Source organism: Proteus sp. fly-1008, from assembly GCF_040140305.1.
Classification (GTDB): domain Bacteria; phylum Pseudomonadota; class Gammaproteobacteria; order Enterobacterales; family Enterobacteriaceae; genus Proteus; species Proteus vulgaris_B.
Map to the genome: position 1 here is coordinate 1 of NZ_JBEEWH010000018.1, position 17,831 is coordinate 17,831.

The window sequence follows — 17,831 nt, forward strand, 5'->3', positions numbered from 1 at the left end:
ATCGAACCATTTTACTGTACCAGTCATTGTATTAGACATAGAATTTCCTTTAATTTATTTAATTTGCCATAAGGCATGTGCGGTTTGTTTTGTATTTTTACTTATGGGAATTAATTAGAAGGAATTCACAATGAAGAGGTATCGAGGATAACGCTAAACGGGAACAATTTTAAACTTACTAACATAAATAGGTCTGTACTTCCAAACCAGTGACGCTATTAATAGAGAATTTTTTGCATATTAAAAACAGAATGTTTTTATACAAAGCAAGTTAGAAGAAGAACTTCATGAATATATCAAATATTACAATACTGTGCAGATCAAAATAAAATTAAAAGGACTGAGTCCAGTTCAATACCGGACTCAGTCTTTACTTAACTAATTTAAATTGCCCAATAAAATGGGGTTAGTTCAGTTGTTTAACATCCAAGTTTTTATACTGATAATAAATTGCAACTGTTTACCAATATCTGATATTTAATTACTACCCAAATCGTACAAAGATATCGATTTACAGAACATCTTTAATACTTTCAGCAAGTGTAGTTGTTGGTCGTCCTATTAGCTTTCTCATAGTATGGCTATCATCGAACAACCCTCCCTGGGAAGCCCCAACATCAGAATCAGCAATCATAATTGATAACTCATCAGGCAAACCTGCGCTTTTCAGTGCAGCTACAAAGTCTTTCTGACTTAGATTTTGATATACAATATTCTTCCCACTCTGTTTAGTCAGTTCTTTTGCTAGCTGATCTAATGTCCAAGCGTCATCACCAGCGAGTTCGTAAACTTTCCCTATATGTCCATCTTCAATCATCACACGAGCAGCCGCAGCGGCATAGTCTGCTCTAGTCGCTGATGCAATTTTTCCATCACCTGCGGCTCCAATAAAAATACCATGCTCAAGTGCAGCTGGTACGCTAGCTAGATAATTTTCTGTATACCAACCATTGCGCAGTAGAGTGTAATGGATACCTGAATCAGCTAGCATTTTTTCAGTTTCTACATGCTCAACATGCAAATTTAGTGGAGAACAGTCTGCATGTAACAAACTTGTATAAGCAATAAACTTCACGTTAGCTAATTTTGCAGCGCTAATTACATTTCGGTGTTGTGTAACTCGCATACCTATTTCACTTGAAGAAATCAGGAGCAATTTATCGACACCTTGTAAAGCACTTATTAATGATGCTTCATCATTGTAATCTGCCTGACGCACAGAAATCCCTTTCTGACTCAAAGGTGCGCCTTTTACCAAGTTTCGGACAATCGCCACTATCTGGTTGGCAGGAACTATCTGTAAAAGATTTTCAATAACATGTTGGCCCAAAAGACCTGTAGCACCGGTAATCGCAATCATGAGGTAACTCCTTAATGTATCACTTGTGTTTCGTTAAGATAACACCTAAACTTACTTTAAGTAAGTACGAACAAAAAGGTAAGTGTAAAATGGCGAATTTAACAATTTCTCAGCAATTACGCGATGGTAATGTCTTTGCCAAGCAGTGCCCATCTCGTAAGATCCTTAAGCATGTAACAAGCCTTTGGGGGATTTTAATTTTAATTGCTCTACGTGATGGGACTCATCGTTTCAGTGAGTTAAGACGTAAAATTGGTGGGGTGAGTGAGAAAATGTTATCTCAATCCTTACAATTACTAGAACAGGATGGTTTTATTAATCGAGTATCATACCCTGTATTGCCACCTCATGTAGAGTACACGTTAACTGAGCTAGGTGAACAAGTAAGCGAAAAAGTCACCATTCTGGCGGATTGGATAGAAATAAATCTACCTAATATACTGATAAATGATGAAGATAAAGTAGAGTGATGTTTTTTCTATAGCATCAGTCCCACAAGAATATGGCCAATATAGATTAGAAATCACTGTTCTTGGTGATTGGCCTGAATTAGAAATAGATGAATTAACCTATTTTATCACTATAAAGACCTATTTCATTAAGTAACGTCTTCATAAAAAATAAAAAAAGGATGTGCAATGTCGACATTAAGACCAAACCTTTTTGGTAATTCAATGGTGATCGAACAACAACAGGCGCAACCTGTATTGCAGCTTTCCATAATGTAAATTGTCACCAAAAAGTAGCTCTCAGAGTAGGAGATACAACGACTATTTGCCCTAAATGTAAACAAGTAGGAACAGTGATTACTGGTGAAAGTAGAGTTAATAAATTGTAAAAATTAGCACTACTCCCCCCTGACGCCCAAAATCCATTAATATCTAAGCTATTTATCCCCTAAGCAGTGGACTTCTTCCACTTTACGGCCTTCATGTTCAATAATTAATTTAAGTGTATACATAAATTTATTCCTTATTTTAGATAATAAAAAACGGGAACTAATAAGCTCCCGTTAACTATTTATCAAATCAACAATTACATATGTTTGATAATCGCGTCACCAAACTCGCTACATTTCAGCAGTTTAGCGCCTTCTAACTGACGTTCAAAATCATAAGTTACAGTCTTCGCGGCAATTGCGCCTTCCATACCTTTAATGATTAAGTCAGCGGCTTCTGTCCAACCCATGTGGCGTAGCATTATGCATTCCCACTATTATTAAGCATTTGTTTATTAAGGTATATTTACTCTTCACAGACCTAAAAGACGATGTTTATGCCTTTTTATAACCAATTGATTAGCATAATACTTTTATTGGTTTTGATAACTACATATTAGAACCGTAAGCATGATTCAGTAAGTATTCAAAATATTAGCTGGGCAAATAGGAATAACTTCTGAGTTAAAAGATATGGAATGCAAAATCACAAAAGACTAGAAATTTCCCAGAAACATTATGATCGATATGATTATTTAAGAGAAAAATGAGAACGACTTAGTGTAACAAGTGAAGTTGACTATAATTACCGTTTAATTTATTGAAAATAAGAACTATTACCATTAAAATGGCATTCATGTAAAAAGCTGATTATTTAGTAGGATTTGGATATGACTAAAAAATATTATATTAATAATATGTTCTGGGGCTATTTTATGATGTTGGTGATGGTTTATCTTAATTATAACGATCACACTATTGAAGGCTTATTAATGCTAACTTTAAGCATACCTAGTGCAATTTTTTTTCCTTTTTCCAAAATGCTTATCGAAAAATTCGCATTAAAATATACAACAAAAAAATTCTGGAATACTGGATTATTTATAAATACACCAGCTAAACATGGTGGAGTAGCTCTATACCACTTATTTTGTTTTATATTTTCAATTCCATTTAGCATCATATATCTAGCTTTATATTTCACAAAAAATAGGATAACCAATTAAAATTGATTATCCTATTACCCTACATATTAAATACCAATTGCACCGCTGACTTTTTCAACCAAAGCGTCGTCAATCAAGGCACCAACTGTTGCAATGATAAGGGCATACCCTAAAATTCCAACAGGTCCACCAATAATTAAACTAAAGGCAAAAGCTGTCAATGCCACCGTAGCCATACCAGCAGTAATTGCAGTGGCTTTAACAAAAAATGGACGCCAATTTCCCGTTTTAACCGCTTTTTTAAATTCAACAAGTAATTCCACGGCATTAATCGCGTGATTGGTATATCCAAGCCCTTTACTAAATTTACCTAAGTTTGAAGCTAACTGTTTTGCATCAATAGATTCTAATGCTTTTATAATAGCAGCTCGATCTTTGGCATTAATTTTATTATTAATATTCTGCCCATATTTCTCATATGTACGTAAAGCATCTTCTACATTTCTGATTGTTTTTCCTTTAGATTGTTCTGCTAACTCTCTAGATAATTGTGCTGCCTTTTTACCAAATTCCTGTGTTACTTTTTCGTAAAATGAAATTGTAAATTTCACTCCATCCTTGATGTCATTAAACTCTTTTTCCTGCTGAGGACGCGGATCTTTATCCTTAAGTTCAATTGCAGGGAAGCCCGAATAAGCATATAAAGGCGGTAAGTTTGAATTTCTAGGAAATACAATAATTGCATCATTAAATTGATGTGGATATGGCACTTCTATCCTTTTGTTTTCTACCTTATTAGGTAATTCTACTTTTTCTGGATATGAGAATTTTTTATTTTCATTTGAGTAATTTTGAATAACATTTCCTTGTAAACCAAGGCCACTAGAGGAGCTAGTGGGTCTAAGCGAATATTCAATCCCCATATTTTTAATGTCTACATGATAACTATTAGCAGCATAATTAACTTCATATACAGGGACTTTTTTAGTCACTAAGACACCATCAGTTCTAGTTAGCGTTGCAATCACTTTATTGTTGTCTTTAATTACAGCCATTCTTGCATTAACATCAACTGTACCATTGTTTTTTGCAATTTTATTAAGTTCGCCAGACATCAAATCAGAATTGTTAATTAAGTTTTCTGCAGGGATAGTAGACATAAGATCAAATTCATTAAATGAATCATTATCAAACTCACTAAACTCCATAAAATTTACTGAATTCACCTTATTATCATCAATACGATTTTCTTTACTGTATAAATTAATAACAGACTCTATCAATTTATCTTGAACTAAATTAACAGCTTCTTTTGTAAGAAAATATTTCTTTTTAAATGTTTCGAGTTGCTCAATAACAATACCATTAAAATGCATTACACCTTTATTTGTAGCTAATTCTTTATTGTTTGAGCTATTAGTTAGTTTATTATTATTACTAGAAATAATAACGGGCTTTTGCGGTTTATTCACTTTAAATTTAGTATTTGGATTAAAAGGTGATGATCCATCATTACCCATATTAGGAGACTGATATTCTTCTTTATCGCTATCAGCAAAAGTGGGTATTTTTGCCCAATTAAAATTATGATTAGACTTATTAATTGGTACCCCACTTAGCACTGCCAATAGTTTCTCCTCCGCACCATTATCACTTACTTTTCCTCCATCTGTTATCCAACCACCATCACCGTCGGTATTATAAGTCCAGCCATATTGTTTGATATCACGAATAACATCAGCTGGAAGCCAAGGATATTGATCAACGTTAGCTCTTGTTATAATCATATAAATTCCTTTTTATATTTAATAGCACACAACCACTGTATGCAAATACAGTATAATCAATAGTAATCGTAAAACAATCGTCTTATTTCGGCTATATTCGGAATAGTTATCATTACCATTTAATCCTTCCTTGAATTAAATATATTTGATTAATAATCAAATTCTAGTGCGCTATTGGTGTCCTGATTTTCCATCTCTTCTTTTTGTCTACGCTCCTCTTCCACCTTCTGTGCCTCTTCCATCTCACGCATTCTCTCGTTATAGAGTGATTACTCTGGCATTTGCACACGAACAGAGATAAAACGACCGGCTGGGATATCAATTGGGTCACTATCGCTGTAACCATCAATATCATTACGGGCGAATTTAGGCGCATTAGGATGAGTACGGTGATAGGTTTTGACGAGGATAGAAACATCTTCATTAACTTCAGAGTTAACCTAGAAGTGGTCGAGAGCTTATCAAACTTGCTATCAACCATTCGAACTTAATTATCAGCTCTGAGCGAAGAGCGAACATTCACGGTCGGGGAATGAGGACCTTGTTTATCGGGAAGGTTAATCTGATTAACCCAACATAGGCATAAATGATGAAGTTGACCAAAAAACAGGTTATCAATACACTGTCGCTGCCACTTATATTACCCAGCCCCCACCTGATGTTCTCGCTGTTGATAGAGGATTACGAATAATTCTAAGCACCAATAAATGGGGGCTGGCTAAGCTGTTTGGCCGTGAATTACTTCCGATCCTCTTCAAGTACGATAGATTTTAGCAGAAACGGATTCGATGAATAATGCCACAGTGAGTACTGCGACATTATGAGGCTGCTAGTTCTGCCCGTCATTTAAAACAGGGGGGAGGAAAGGAGGCTCATGGGATGTATACTCAAACAAGCTGCTCCTTGCGTCATTCCAAGCCTGAATGATTTCCTCCGAACAATGCATCTTCCTTAATGTGTTTATAATGTGATCATATCCCCTTATTCATTCAAACCGCAGGTTGCGCTCAGACTACAGCTTGAATTACGTTGGGTATATATACCGGATTAAAATATCAACTAAGTAAGGTAACTATTGTATTTTGAATAAATAACTTTTTTAAGATTTGTAGTATTGGAAGGCATATTGAGAATAACGCAACATGCAGAAATTGAAAGGGAAATACGAAGTTTTATCGGTGCCGGTTAAATAACTGGCACCAGGGAAATTAACGCCAGCGTTCTGTCGCCCAGGCGACCTGCTGTTGTGCGTCGTGGAAAGTCCAAGCCACGAAGCGACTGATTTTTTGCCCCTGCGCCATTTCAATGGTACGGACTTCGGCCGCACCCACCAGCTTCAAGGCGTGATAAATCGAAGGCAAGGTAGTGCTTTTAGAAATCAACGAGGTGAACCACAGGCAGTTTTGCGCCAGGCTAACGCTCTCCTCTACCATTTTACGCACAAAGGCTTCTTCACCACCTTCACACCATAGCTCTTTATTTTTGCCGCCAAAGTTCTGTACCGGCGTGTCGGCTACCTCGCCTTTACCCAGCTTGTGCAATTTGCGACGGGTGCTGGCTTGCGCTTCCTGTTCAGAGCTGTGGAACGGTGGATTACACAGTGTGGCATCAAATTTCTCTGCCACGCCGATGATGCCGTTCAAAATACATTCGGGGTGTTTTTGTAAACGCAGGCGCACGCCGTTTCTCAGTGTCGGATTCATCTCCACGATCATTTTGGCCGAATTGAGCGATATCGGATTAATCTCCGAACCGGTAAAACGCCAGCCGTATTCACGCAGGCCAATAATCGGATAAATACAGTTGGCACCAACACCCACATCAAGGATCGCCACGCCTTTACCGCGAGGGAACTCACCGCCGTAGCTGGTCGCCAGCAGGTCGGCCAGATGGTGTAAATAGTCGGCACGCCCAGGGATCGGCGGGCACAGATAATCGGCGGGAATGTCCCAGTGTTCAATGCCATAAAAATGTTGCAGTAATGCACGGTTGAGCATTTTAACCGCCGCAGGATCGGCAAAATCTACTGAGATGTCGCCCCAGGCGTTCGGCTTGACGAACGGCTCCAGTGCAGGGCAACTGGCGATCAGCTCCGGGAAATCATAGCGTGAACGATGACGGTTACGCGGGTGCAAGCCGCTTTTCTGCTGCAGGAAGGTTTTCTTTTTTTCCACCGTGAAGGACTCTCTTAAAGGTATTTCTGACGCGTACGATACCATATACCCTATAGCTTTCAAGTTGCAGCTAACAGCTCGGGATGAAACCGTATTAAGCCTGAATTCAGAGTTTATTCCGGAATGCCCTGCTCTTTATATCCAACGTAATTCAAGATGCAGGAAGGCGGCAAGGGAACATACATCAGTATATGACCCGGCTGGCTGAGTGTGGCCAACAAACCTGCCCACATGTAAAATTCAAATGGCTGTTTTGTGCGAAGAGCGGACATTGCTAACAGCCTTCTGAGTGAATTATCAGGGAGCAGGTCTCGAGACTAAACTCTTAGCTTTGAGTAAAACGATATTTTATCAAAGGTTAGCGACCATTTTCAGCTAGTGTATTAAAACCTAATGCATGATAATTCATAGTAAATGACGTCACTGTATAACTAAGGAAAAAGATGACCACTTATAAGCAACAAGTTAAAGAATTAAGTCGAGAAGAAATATGGAGTCAGGCCATAGATAAACTAACAATAAACAGAAAGCAACAAAAGATAATAAAAACAGAAACGATTAGAAAGTTATGGGACTATTCTTTTAATGAAGCATTACCCCATAAATATTCCAATCCAAATATGAGTGTGCTTCAAGCGTGGGAAGAATTTGCAGATGAGATTTATGGAAGTAGAAAGCCTAGTAATCTAAAAATTGCTTTTTTCTGCGGTCCAGAACCTGAAAATGATTTAAATATACTGACGAAGCTTGGCGTAAGGGTGGAGAACGTTTGGGCAATTGAAATGGATGGGACTACTTATAGGTCAGCATTAGATTCCGCTAAGGAAAAATATCCCACACTAAAAATATTCAATGGGGATATTGTTGACTTGATGCAAATAACCTCATTTAAATTTGATATAATTTATTTGGATTTTACAGCAACATTACTGACAAGAAAGCCTGCTCCAATTCATACAATAAATAGTATTTTTGAAAATAATTCATTAGCAGACTTGGGGGTTCTTATCATTAACAGTGCATTACCCAATGCAACTGAAGATAATATTAACTTCCTTTCAAGTTATTTTGCTTCACATACTTTCCTTGAAAAATCCATTTATTCTGGTTCAGATGAAGATTCATACCATGTCGAAGGGAGATTATCGTATTCATATTTTACAAAGCGTGAGATAGAGGAAAATGAAGATCCAGAAGATAAAGTTTTTGAAACTTTGGTTCGAGATAATTTTAATCAGGCATACGGCGCATTTTCCTCACATTATCCTTATTTGTTTGCGAGCTACCTTGCGCCAATTTTCAAAGTGGCCAGTAACGAACGCTTAAAAAACCTTTTTTTGAATAAAAACGAGGAGGATATAAATCAAGCCATAGAAAAAATCTCTACTCCTAATGAAATTGTTGAAAAATACATGAATAATGAAGAAGAGGAAGAGGAAGATTTTGAAGGCATGGAATTATTTGAAGATGCTGAAAATTATCCATTCTGGAGTTTCGTTGATTATCTAAATGATTATGAAGGCAATGCATGTAAATTTTGGTACAGTGAATTTATCAAAAACAGACATAATAAAACATCATATCTTAAATGTGCTCAATTATATGACCTCCTTAAAAATGGAAGCTATATTTATAAAAAGGTCTTATCACCCACTTTATCCAATTGTATTAGTGAGATTGAAAAATCAATTCCAGACAGACGTAGTCCTTTCTTTTGTGATGTTCCAATGCCACACCTTTGGGTTGAGCTTGCATTAAATCATCTTGGTAATGCCTATCATATTAATACAGATCAACACTGGAGGGCAAGATATAAGGCTAAGAGTCGAGAAATGTATCTTGATATGTTTTCGTTTGATAACTGCCGCCCTCTTTATGACTGGCTTCCTATGTTGGAGTTATATGGTAATGATTTAAAGGCAATGGAACGGCAAGTTATCATCAGAGCTTGCATGGACTTAATTACAAAACAAAGTCATTACTTATCGACCGTAAGTTACTATGGCGCAAATTTAGTTGATGCGCATACAAAAGAGTGGCCTAATTTCTCTGAATTTGAATCGAGAATTAACCTTAACGATTTCCTAAAAGAGAGCGGCGAGTGAAATCCTTTATTTTTAAATTATTAGAAGGTCAAGTTAGATCCAATTTTCACAGTTAAACTTAGCCTTCAAAATATGGGTAATTTGAACGTAAGCATACAGCTCATCTATCATTTAAATGAAGAGGTCGCAAATGTGACCTTTTCAAGGCCTATAAACGAGCTATTTTTATAAAATTGTAACAAAAATTCTTTCGTGAAAAATACTTACCTATCTAAGCTGGCTGCGTTCTCTAGCATCCGCTTTTGGCACTAAGCTATCGTAGGTCAGACCAAAGAACAGCTTTGAGCGAGGAGCTGACGGTCGGACAAAACTCGTTTTGGGGCATAAATGAGTTACAGCTTTCGCTTAATTAGCAGTTAACGAATTAGAAAAGGTATTACAAAACCTCAAATGAAGTGACCAAATTCACTATGCCACTACACTTGGTGGGATCACATACTCCTGAACACCAGCGGCCGTCAACAACGCATAAAAATCTGCAACTTTGGTTCGTTGCCCTCTTTGCTGACAATAGGAAAAAATAGCCCTTTGTTTAGCGCGAGACAATGCTACAAAAAATGTCGATAGTCCTTCCGTATCACCTTGCTTATAGGACCACCAAGCGTTGTCGTCAATCCCCATGAAAATAGTTGTATCGAATTCAAGTCCCTTACTTTTATGAATAGTCATAAGAGGAATATGGTTCGTACCTTCAAACTCATCTAGCAAACCCGCCCAAGAGATCTGAGTATCAACACAGTTTGTAAAAAACTCTTCAAGTGCTGCCAAGTTTATTTCAAGTAAATCTCCTGTAGCGTAACGAGAAAAGGAGCTGCGAAGATCGTCTGAGTTAATAAATTTTATGGTTCGCTCAAATACATCACGACCATTTTCTCGTGTCAGAGGCTGTTGCATTAACACCCGAAGTGTAGAAATAAACTTTGTTAGCTCGCGTTCAACCTGTCGTAGTGCTTTTTCATCTTCCTGGTTCGTATTACGAAGAATCTGTATATCTGATGATAGTTGATTCCACGCTTGTGCATTTCGACGGCCAAGTCCCAGCCTTAGCAGAGTAGAGAACAAAATGGTCAGTTCTTCAGCAAGCAAATCTTGTAATGTAGTTTGACCTATTTTCACACTCTCATTTCGTAAGCTCAGTCCATATTGAGCGAGATAATAAGATAGCTGTTGTTCATAATCTTCTGGTTTTTGACGTACCAGAATAGAATAGTTTCTTGGATTCAGTGACCTACCTAGCAAGTCATTTGCTATCCACTGAGCCAAATGAGCAGCCTCCTGATTTATATTGTAACTACAACAAATCCAGGCGGCATCACCAGAAATTAAATTGATATTACTTGTCTGAACCTCTCTCTCTTCATGGTCAATAGCTTGTGCAATAACATGTTGTATCCTGACCAATTCAGGTGAAGAGCGGTGATTTAGGAGTAGAGAATGTCGATGTGCCGAAAAGTCAGCCTCAAATTGATGAAACACATCACCTTTAGCTCCGGCCCACCCCATTATTCTTTGCTTGTAATCCCCAACTGCTGTTACCTCAGCTTCACTCGACTTAAAAACAGAAGATAGAAAATCATATTGAGCAAACGTGGTATCTTGGAACTCATCCACAAAGACAATAGGGTATGATGCTCTAATAGATCTACGAACATGATCGTTAGTGCGAACGATATATTCAGCAAGTCGATTTAGCGCCAGAAATGACACTCTGGAAATACCGTCAGGGTAGTTTATTTGTTGACTCAACCAAAAAGTTAAAAATTCCTCCTCCAACCATGACAATTTGGGATCTCCTATACGCACACTTCCGATAAACTGATTCATGTTTTGGAGTCTTTGCGTAAAACTATAGATACCCACTGCGTTCCTAAAATTATTTCTGAAACTACTAATAAGCAGCTTCTCTTGGTGAAAAGATAGAAAAGAGATTTCATATCGCTTTGATGGGCGATGATACTCAGGCAAGGCCATACGAAATCGATCCACTAAATTCTTAGTGAATGCGTCAAAAGTCATCGAAATAAATCGATTGCTGAGTTCTTCTGGACAACGCTCTTTCACTCTATCTGCGAGATTTTTTGCGGCATCAGTCTTAAATGAAATGGCCAGAATTTTTTTGTTTGGTGGACATAGGCCAGTCTCAAGCAAATATGCAGCCTTTTGCGCTAAAAACTCTGTTTTTCCGGCTCCTGGGCCAGCGATAATGCTTGTGGACTCTCGTTGCCTTAGTGCTTGCCAAGCATTTGGCTCAAGATCGTCGATCCCTTGGGGCTGCCAGTGGTCAGGTCGGATAAACTTCACTTTGCCCCCTAGTTTTGAAGGGCTGTGTGAATAGACTGAATTAAAGCTCGCAGTTCTTCTGGTGCGTTCTGAGCCAACTGTTCTGGCGGAATAATTCCAAGCACTCGAATGTGCGTGCTAGGCTTACCCCTTCCCAAGAATAGGTACCTGTACCAGCGCAGATTAAGCAGATCGTCAGCGTAAAATTCAGGGTTTCCCTCGTCGCCCATGACGGCATCACCAGGCTCCCCACGACTAGATGGCCCGGTAGAACTTTCGTCGGGAGCAACACAGTATTGTTCCGGAAATGCTTTTAGCATCGAATAATCAATGTCTAATGGACTGGAGAAGTATACGTTAAAATGGGGTTGACGAAGATAGCTAACCCAACGACTCATAAATTCAAAATCATCACACCTGAAAGCATCAAACTCAGCCAGATTTACAGAAACCCCGTCAGCATGCACTCCCCGAGTAAAAATACTTTCAGCAGGTATTCCATACTCTATCAACTTGGCGACTGCGTTCTTAATCCTTCCCCAGCCACCGCCGTGCCGTCCCCAATCCAGATCGAGTAATGTGAGAAAGGGGATCTGTAAATCTGTTAGCAAACGCCACATGTGGTTTACATGGCGGCCCCCTAATGGAACCATGGCGACAAAAGATTTATCTATTGGTATGCCCATAGCTTCTGATATTGCGGGAAGAATTACCTCTTCGGAAGCCCCTTCGCCAAGAACCACGACCTTAGCGAAATACAACTCTGGATAGGCTCTCACCGCTTGCTGAATGTACTTTGCAGCTTCATTCTCTTCATCGGGTAAAGTCAGTTGACGAACAACGGTGGTGTTTGATTCTGTTGCTAACCTGAAGTGCCTTACTTGCGTTGGTTGGATTCTGGCGAGAATGCTCGGCGAATGGCTGGATAGTATGGCTTGTGCTCTTAAACCATGCACCAGGCTGCTGATCTGGCTTATGATTCGAGATAAATAGTATGGGGCTAGGTTATTCTCCGGCTCCTCAAGCGCCAAAATAGTCAACGAGGGCAAGGGCAAGTCTGCACCGAGAAAATCTTCACTCTCTGGCTGAGCTAAGATCTCGGTTTCAACATCGAGAGTAGCTGAAGTCATGGCGATGTGAAACAGCGAACTTTGGCCATCACTTAGCTCATCAATACTCCGATCCCGACTACTTTCATCTGGGTGCAGCAGTACTTCTACCTTACGAACAAATTCTTCAAAGCGTAGGTCGACCAGACGAAACTTCGGTGTACTATCAGTTCCAGCAGAGTGCAGCTCTTGCCAACGCTCTGTGAGCTTTCCGGTAACGGTACTGATCGCATTTTCGCCTTCAAAAGATTCGTTCAGCTCTGTGGCCTTTTGAGTAAAAGATGACCGAACTTGTTCCGACCAGTTAATAGCCTTCCAAAGACGGCTTTTCAGAAAGGCTGATACCTGAGAAACTGCGCATCGTGTGGCTGGGACGTAAATCAATTGGATTCGAGAACGATCTGTTGGGCGCACATTGTGAAAATCAGCCTCTACTGGCTCACCCCATGTCGTAACGGCACGGAACTGGCTCGTAATGTATCCGTCTATTGAGCCATCATCTTCCCATTCCGCGTCCAAGCGCAAACGACACTTCAGTTTTCCACCCTCATCTGTAACGCTCATATGGTGAAAGAAATCTGGTATCACAGAGTGATCTCCGTCTTCATCATCCAGTTCGGGGAAGGCGACAATGGCTTCAAGCATGAGAGTTCGCTTACTGGGTATTTCTTCTTCCAAAGATGGAATATGAAAATCCTGACGGCGAATCATCCGCTGTTCATTGGAGATACCGAACATTCGCTGTAAAGCCTGCATCAAGACCGTTTTCCCTGCACCATTTGCTCCAACCAAGGTGGTTAGATCTGGATCGACAGCTATGCTCTGCCTCTCTGGTCCGAAGCTTCTAAAGTTCTGTAGATTTATTTTCTCAATATGCACAGCAGGTTCCCTCTCCTAAATACCCACAGATTAGATTAGGCTTCTATTGCAAACTTTCAACTAACAAAGCGCGACCATGTGATCGCGTATCGGTTATTCAATCAAAAACGGCACCTTGGTGGTGCCGTAATAAATGCAATTTTGAAGTCGCTTTTAAGCAGTGTTATCAGATGAGTTATGCGCCTGACAGCTGTTTCCAGACTTAACTATAGTCATATCCAGAAATCGAAGCACTGACGTCGTATGCCAGGAGGGAGCAGGCAAAGTCATCACACTAGCTCTTCCTTAATGGCTTTATCTAGAATTGGCGGCATCAACGCTTCTAGTTCAAATGAAGCGAATAGGGGCAGAAAGGAGTAACACCTCAAGGTCCACTATTGGCACAGGGCTGATAAACAGCCCTGATAGATTTATACTTCAATTGACTCAGAAATTTCCAATGCATCATCGACTTCAATGCCAAGGTAACGAACCGTGCTTTCCAGTTTTTTATGTCCAAGTAATAACTGAATAACACGAAGATTCTTTGTTTTCTGGTAGATCAGGTATGGCTTAGTTCTGCGCATAGAATGCGTGCTGTACAGCGAATTATCAAGGCCTAACTATTCAATCCAACCATGAAAAATACGATTGTATTGTCTGGTAGAAATATGTTGAGCAGAACCAACTCGGGATTGGAAAATATAGTCCCCACTATGTAAGTGAGCCATTCTTATCCATGTAGCAACTGAATCTCGAGTTCCCTTAGTCAGCTCAAATTGGACAGGACTACCAGTCTTTTGTTGCAACACAGTTGCTCTGCTGGAGACTGCACTGCCATATGCAATATCTGATACCTTCAATTTAACGAGATCACAGCCCCGAAGCTTACTATCCAAGGCTAAATTGAACAAAGCTAAGTCGCGAATTTTCCCTTCCAACTCGAGTCTAATACAGATCCCCCAGATATGAGATATTTTAAGTGGTCGTTTTTGTCCAATGATACGACCTTTATTCCACGGTGACTTAGACATAATTAAATCTCCTATGATGTAGAGATTTAATTATGACTGTTATCCCGAAAGGAGCGAAGAGCGGTCATTTGAGAATCCCAGGCTATCGCGTTGACTAAAGCTGTTTAGCATTATTTCAATAATTTTGACATCAAATCAAAAAACATAGGCAGGTCGCGGTTGAATGAGAAGGATGCGTTTATAGCCTTGCGCGCGATTAAGCCGTCAATAAAGGCAAAAAGAATAATCGTGACTTCCTCAAGGTTAATATCCCGGCGAAACTCCTCCGCAGCAATACCGTCCGCGATAATCCCTGCAAGACTTTGCCGCATGATGATATCACTGGATATATACGTTTTCTGCAATTCAGGGTTCCGTGCAGACTCCGCCATTATTTCAACCCACAGTTGATGCGTAACGGGATAACCTACATCGCTTATGCACGAAGTAACTTGCGCGCAAAGGCGGTCGAAAAACGAGCCTTTAGATGGAGCATTATGGTTTGCCAAAGCTGAACTCTGCTCTTCAAGAACGATTGCCTTGATGAGATCATCCTTGCTTTTAAAATACGTGTACATCGCCCCCTGACTAATCCCTGCCCGGGTCGAAATTTCACGCACACTTGTCGCACTAAAGCCTTTTTCTGCAAAGCAGGCAGCAGCAGCAGTAATCAGCTTATGGTAGGTTTCGGTTTTCTTTAACATGTTGACTATTATGTTTAATCCAGTACCCAGACTTTAACGCACTTTTATTCCTGGAGCCAGTGTTGAACTCTGACTCCAGAATCTGATATCACTTCATAAGCGGCAACGCACTGAGCATATTCTTCAAATTCAGCATATCCCAGGGTAAATGTTCGGCAATTGTAAGGCCGACAGGCTCCGCTTTTGAGGTTGCTTGAGCGATTACGTTTAGAACATCCTCAATGGATAGTTTACCTTCTGCGACGTCACCAAAGTCATGCTCTCCTCTGCCTGGCTGGGCGAAAAGAACCGAACGGAAAAATGACGGATCGAGAACGTCCAGATCAATGTGTATTGCCAGATGTTCAATATTTTCTCTCTCGATCCACTCCGTCACGTCTTTCGCGTCGTTTTTAACCTTTTCAGGACCTATCGTCTCAATGCCATGACTGGCAAGGTATTCAGCTTCATAAGGCAGTGGATCGTGGATACCTGCAATCATTATTTTTGAAGGGTTAAGTCTGGTTGATACATGAGCAACTAAATCTTTATCACCCGTTCCAATTAGCGCTCCAAGAACATGGGCATGGGCGTTCGGATATTGTCTTGCAGTCTGCACATCAGGATGAGAGTCAATCCAGAGCACACCCAGCTTATCACCGTATTTATTGAGCAGATGGGCAAAAGGAGCCAGTGATACCAGGCAATCGCCACCAAAAACGACAATTGAATCTGGATTATGTTTCTCAACCAGAGTGACTGCATCGTTGAGCTGCCTGATAATTTGAGGTTTAGCGGTAATGCCATCCACTACGGCCTGTAGCTCCGTTGTGGGCTCATCGACCGGAACAGACTCGACAGGGCCATCCGATTCGGGGGAAAGATACGAGAGAAGAAGCGACCCAAGATGATAGGGTGGGTTATTGCCGCCTTGCCATTGGGGAAATAAAAGTCTGAGCGTTTTACTGGTCATAATTTGCCTTTGCTTGTTTTGACAACAGACTGATTGAATGAATCACAATTCATTAGCGAATGAACGTTCATTCATTTTACGTAATTATCGTTCTTTCGCAAGCAGCACGGCACGTTAAGTTAACTAAAGGAAAAAATCACTGTTGCAGACTAGTTTCAACCAAAGTCCGCTTCTGGCACAAAGCCGACCACCAACGAATATATCCTTTTTTAGCGATCTCTCGTACTCAACAACTAAACCAACCATCTAAACTCTTCTATCACCCACCATACTCCCTCACATCAATATAAAAATACTGCTTACCTAGTGAGGTTGTTGACATCTGTCCGGCTACTATCATGGAATGAGGGATAATACGATTACCTCGCCCACAAAGAGTTACTCTAATCGTTTTTCCTCCCATCGAATCCATCATTCCAATATGCCCAATTGTTGTGATTAATACCGCACAAGGAAATCAGGGCGAAAGTGTCTGAACTTTTACCCCGCCCCCACCCTGTATTCATGGTGTTATTGATGCCAATGAGAATTGGGATCGAGTGGAATGCCATCCGCATTACAGCCAATGACTTTGCCACTCTTTTCGATACGTTGTTTGGTTGAGTTATGATGCAGTTCGCATAAACTTTGGAAGTTTTTTGCGTCCCAGAATAAGGCTTGAGCTTTCGCGATACGTTCTTTATCGCCTGATTCAAGTGCTTCTTTAAGACGATGTGGAGTAATGTGGTCAACTACTGTGGCAGCAGTAAGACTAAACTGTAATTCGCTTATCTCTTTTGACATAACATTTACCGATTTATTTTAATTAATAAGGTGCCGACTCACAGCTCTTGTGTGAACGGTATAAGTGGGTGTTGATTCTGTGGTCGGCGTAGACGAAAAGGCTACAAAGTAACCTTATTTAATTTAGGGTTGAATATATTAATGAGAATAATTATCATTACATATGTATCAAATTTGACAGGTCTGATACGAATTAGTACGACATGACTTACATTGCTTCTTGCGTTTATTTTATATGCCGATATGACTCCTAGCGTATCGGCATTTTTTTATTTTGTGTTGGCAATTCTTTCATACCTACAATTTAGATGTATATAATCAGATTCGATCTAATATTACTATGATTTGAGGCTAAATCTAATCAGATAGTCCGCACAGTGCTGTGAGTTCAATCGGTGAACGTCACGCTCTGCGTCAATTTTGGAGCACAGCGGAAAAATTGCCCAACAGCAACACTTTGTTATAAAAACCCTGACCAGAAGCAAAATGGTCACTCAAATCTTTGTTCCCGCTGGTTGTACTCCTCGGTCTCACGCTCTCTATTCTCTCTAATAGACCTATTTAGAAGAGAAAGCTTGGCCTTACCTTTATAGCAAATGCCTGTTGTTCGCTCAAACCAGACTGTAATTTCTAATAATATTCTACCTATGAGCCCCAAGTCTGAGCTAATACAATTTAAAACCCCTGAAAAAAATTAAGGCTACACATTATGTGTAGCCTTAATCTTATTCACATTATCTAATTTAATTAGCTTTTATCTTTATTTTCTATCGCTATTGTTTGTCGTTTTTCTTCTTCGGGTAATTCATACTCAATAGCAAT

13 protein-coding genes and 4 pseudogenes are annotated in these 17,831 nt (G+C 39.8%); 5 read left to right on the forward strand and 12 right to left on the reverse strand.

Annotated elements, in window-relative coordinates; genetic code table 11:
* Nucleotides 1–292: 292 nt before the first annotated feature.
* Nucleotides 293–382 (forward strand): annotated as a pseudogene (locus ABN256_RS19275) (IS3 family transposase); the annotation flags it as partial.
* Between the two features lie 129 nt (nt 383–511).
* Here ABN256_RS19275 and ABN256_RS18235 read toward each other — a convergent pair.
* Nucleotides 512–1,360, reverse strand: coding sequence for an SDR family oxidoreductase (locus ABN256_RS18235; RefSeq protein ID WP_196553204.1), 849 nt, complete (start codon nt 1,358–1,360; stop codon nt 512–514).
* Between the two features lie 89 nt (nt 1,361–1,449).
* On the opposite strand from ABN256_RS18235, the gene ABN256_RS18240 reads away from it, so the two are divergent.
* Nucleotides 1,450–1,830 (forward strand): winged helix-turn-helix transcriptional regulator, encoded by a 381-nt coding sequence (locus ABN256_RS18240; RefSeq protein WP_231619310.1) that lies wholly within the window; start codon nt 1,450–1,452, stop codon nt 1,828–1,830.
* 236 nt (nt 1,831–2,066) lie between these two features.
* Entirely contained in the window at nt 2,067–2,198 is a 132-nt protein-coding gene (locus ABN256_RS19280) for a PAAR domain-containing protein (RefSeq protein WP_371032804.1), read from the forward strand.
* A gap of 197 nt (nt 2,199–2,395) precedes the next feature.
* Here ABN256_RS19280 and ABN256_RS18245 read toward each other — a convergent pair.
* Nucleotides 2,396–2,563 (reverse strand): annotated as a pseudogene (locus ABN256_RS18245) (isocitrate/isopropylmalate family dehydrogenase); the annotation flags it as partial.
* Nucleotides 2,564–2,968: 405 nt separating this feature from the next.
* Between ABN256_RS18245 and ABN256_RS18250 the strand changes: the two are divergent.
* Nucleotides 2,969–3,304, forward strand: coding sequence for a colicin E1 family microcin immunity protein (locus ABN256_RS18250; protein WP_231619311.1), 336 nt, complete (start codon nt 2,969–2,971; stop codon nt 3,302–3,304).
* 26 nt (nt 3,305–3,330) lie between these two features.
* Here ABN256_RS18250 and ABN256_RS18255 read toward each other — a convergent pair whose 3' ends face one another.
* The 3 genes and pseudogenes from ABN256_RS18255 to rlmF all read right to left on the reverse strand — a co-directional run bounded on the left by ABN256_RS18255 (nt 3,331) and on the right by rlmF (nt 7,205).
* The gene (locus tag ABN256_RS18255) at nt 3,331–5,031 is read right to left on the reverse strand and encodes a colicin-like pore-forming protein (protein ID WP_349439853.1); all 1,701 of its coding nucleotides are present in this window, start codon (nt 5,029–5,031) and stop codon (nt 3,331–3,333) included.
* 269 nt (nt 5,032–5,300) lie between these two features.
* Nucleotides 5,301–5,459, reverse strand: a pseudogene (locus tag ABN256_RS19285) (phage tail fiber protein); the annotation flags it as partial.
* A gap of 780 nt (nt 5,460–6,239) precedes the next feature.
* Nucleotides 6,240–7,205, reverse strand: a complete 966-nt coding sequence (gene rlmF / locus ABN256_RS18260) for a 23S rRNA (adenine(1618)-N(6))-methyltransferase RlmF (protein ID WP_349439854.1) — start codon at nt 7,203–7,205, stop codon at nt 6,240–6,242.
* Between the two features lie 443 nt (nt 7,206–7,648).
* Between rlmF and ABN256_RS18265 the strand changes: the two genes are divergently transcribed.
* The gene (locus ABN256_RS18265) at nt 7,649–9,310 is read left to right on the forward strand and encodes an SEN1985 family protein (protein WP_349439855.1); all 1,662 of its coding nucleotides are present in this window, start codon (nt 7,649–7,651) and stop codon (nt 9,308–9,310) included.
* Between the two features lie 408 nt (nt 9,311–9,718).
* Here the strand turns inward: ABN256_RS18265 and ABN256_RS18270 are convergent, their stop codons facing one another.
* The 7 genes and pseudogenes from ABN256_RS18270 to ABN256_RS18300 all read right to left on the reverse strand — a co-directional run bounded on the left by ABN256_RS18270 (nt 9,719) and on the right by ABN256_RS18300 (nt 17,009).
* Nucleotides 9,719–11,611, reverse strand: a complete 1,893-nt coding sequence (locus tag ABN256_RS18270) for a UvrD-helicase domain-containing protein (protein WP_349439856.1) — start codon at nt 11,609–11,611, stop codon at nt 9,719–9,721.
* An 8-nt stretch (nt 11,612–11,619) separates the two neighbouring features.
* Nucleotides 11,620–13,578, reverse strand: coding sequence for an ATP-dependent nuclease (locus ABN256_RS18275; protein WP_349439857.1), 1,959 nt, complete (start codon nt 13,576–13,578; stop codon nt 11,620–11,622).
* Between the two features lie 410 nt (nt 13,579–13,988).
* Nucleotides 13,989–14,591, reverse strand: a pseudogene (locus tag ABN256_RS18280) (site-specific integrase).
* A gap of 110 nt (nt 14,592–14,701) precedes the next feature.
* A complete protein-coding gene (locus ABN256_RS18285; protein WP_349439858.1) occupies nt 14,702–15,274 on the reverse strand; it encodes a TetR/AcrR family transcriptional regulator in 573 nt (190 codons plus the stop codon).
* A gap of 88 nt (nt 15,275–15,362) precedes the next feature.
* Entirely contained in the window at nt 15,363–16,226 is an 864-nt protein-coding gene (locus tag ABN256_RS18290) for an arginase family protein (RefSeq protein WP_349439859.1), read from the reverse strand.
* 259 nt (nt 16,227–16,485) lie between these two features.
* On the reverse strand, nt 16,486–16,641 hold the full coding sequence (locus tag ABN256_RS18295) for a hypothetical protein (protein WP_231619312.1): 156 nt from the start codon (nt 16,639–16,641) through the stop codon (nt 16,486–16,488).
* 95 nt (nt 16,642–16,736) lie between these two features.
* On the reverse strand, nt 16,737–17,009 hold the full coding sequence (locus tag ABN256_RS18300; protein ID WP_196553208.1) for an HNH endonuclease: 273 nt from the start codon (nt 17,007–17,009) through the stop codon (nt 16,737–16,739).
* Between the last annotated feature and the right edge of the window lie 822 nt (nt 17,010–17,831).

Coding starts and splice junctions, on each gene's coding strand:
- ABN256_RS18265 (WP_349439855.1), top strand. CDS start 7,649: ATGACCACTTATAAGCAACAAGTTAAAGAATTAAGTCGAGAAGAAATA.
- ABN256_RS18285 (WP_349439858.1), bottom strand. CDS start 15,274: ATGTTAAAGAAAACCGAAACCTACCATAAGCTGATTACTGCTGCTGCT.
- ABN256_RS18255 (WP_349439853.1), bottom strand. CDS start 5,031: ATGATTATAACAAGAGCTAACGTTGATCAATATCCTTGGCTTCCAGCT.
- ABN256_RS18240 (WP_231619310.1), top strand. CDS start 1,450: ATGGCGAATTTAACAATTTCTCAGCAATTACGCGATGGTAATGTCTTT.
- ABN256_RS18290 (WP_349439859.1), bottom strand. CDS start 16,226: ATGACCAGTAAAACGCTCAGACTTTTATTTCCCCAATGGCAAGGCGGC.
- ABN256_RS18295 (WP_231619312.1), bottom strand. CDS start 16,641: ATGATGGATTCGATGGGAGGAAAAACGATTAGAGTAACTCTTTGTGGG.
- ABN256_RS18250 (WP_231619311.1), top strand. CDS start 2,969: ATGACTAAAAAATATTATATTAATAATATGTTCTGGGGCTATTTTATG.
- ABN256_RS18235 (WP_196553204.1), bottom strand. CDS start 1,360: ATGATTGCGATTACCGGTGCTACAGGTCTTTTGGGCCAACATGTTATT.
- ABN256_RS18300 (WP_196553208.1), bottom strand. CDS start 17,009: ATGTCAAAAGAGATAAGCGAATTACAGTTTAGTCTTACTGCTGCCACA.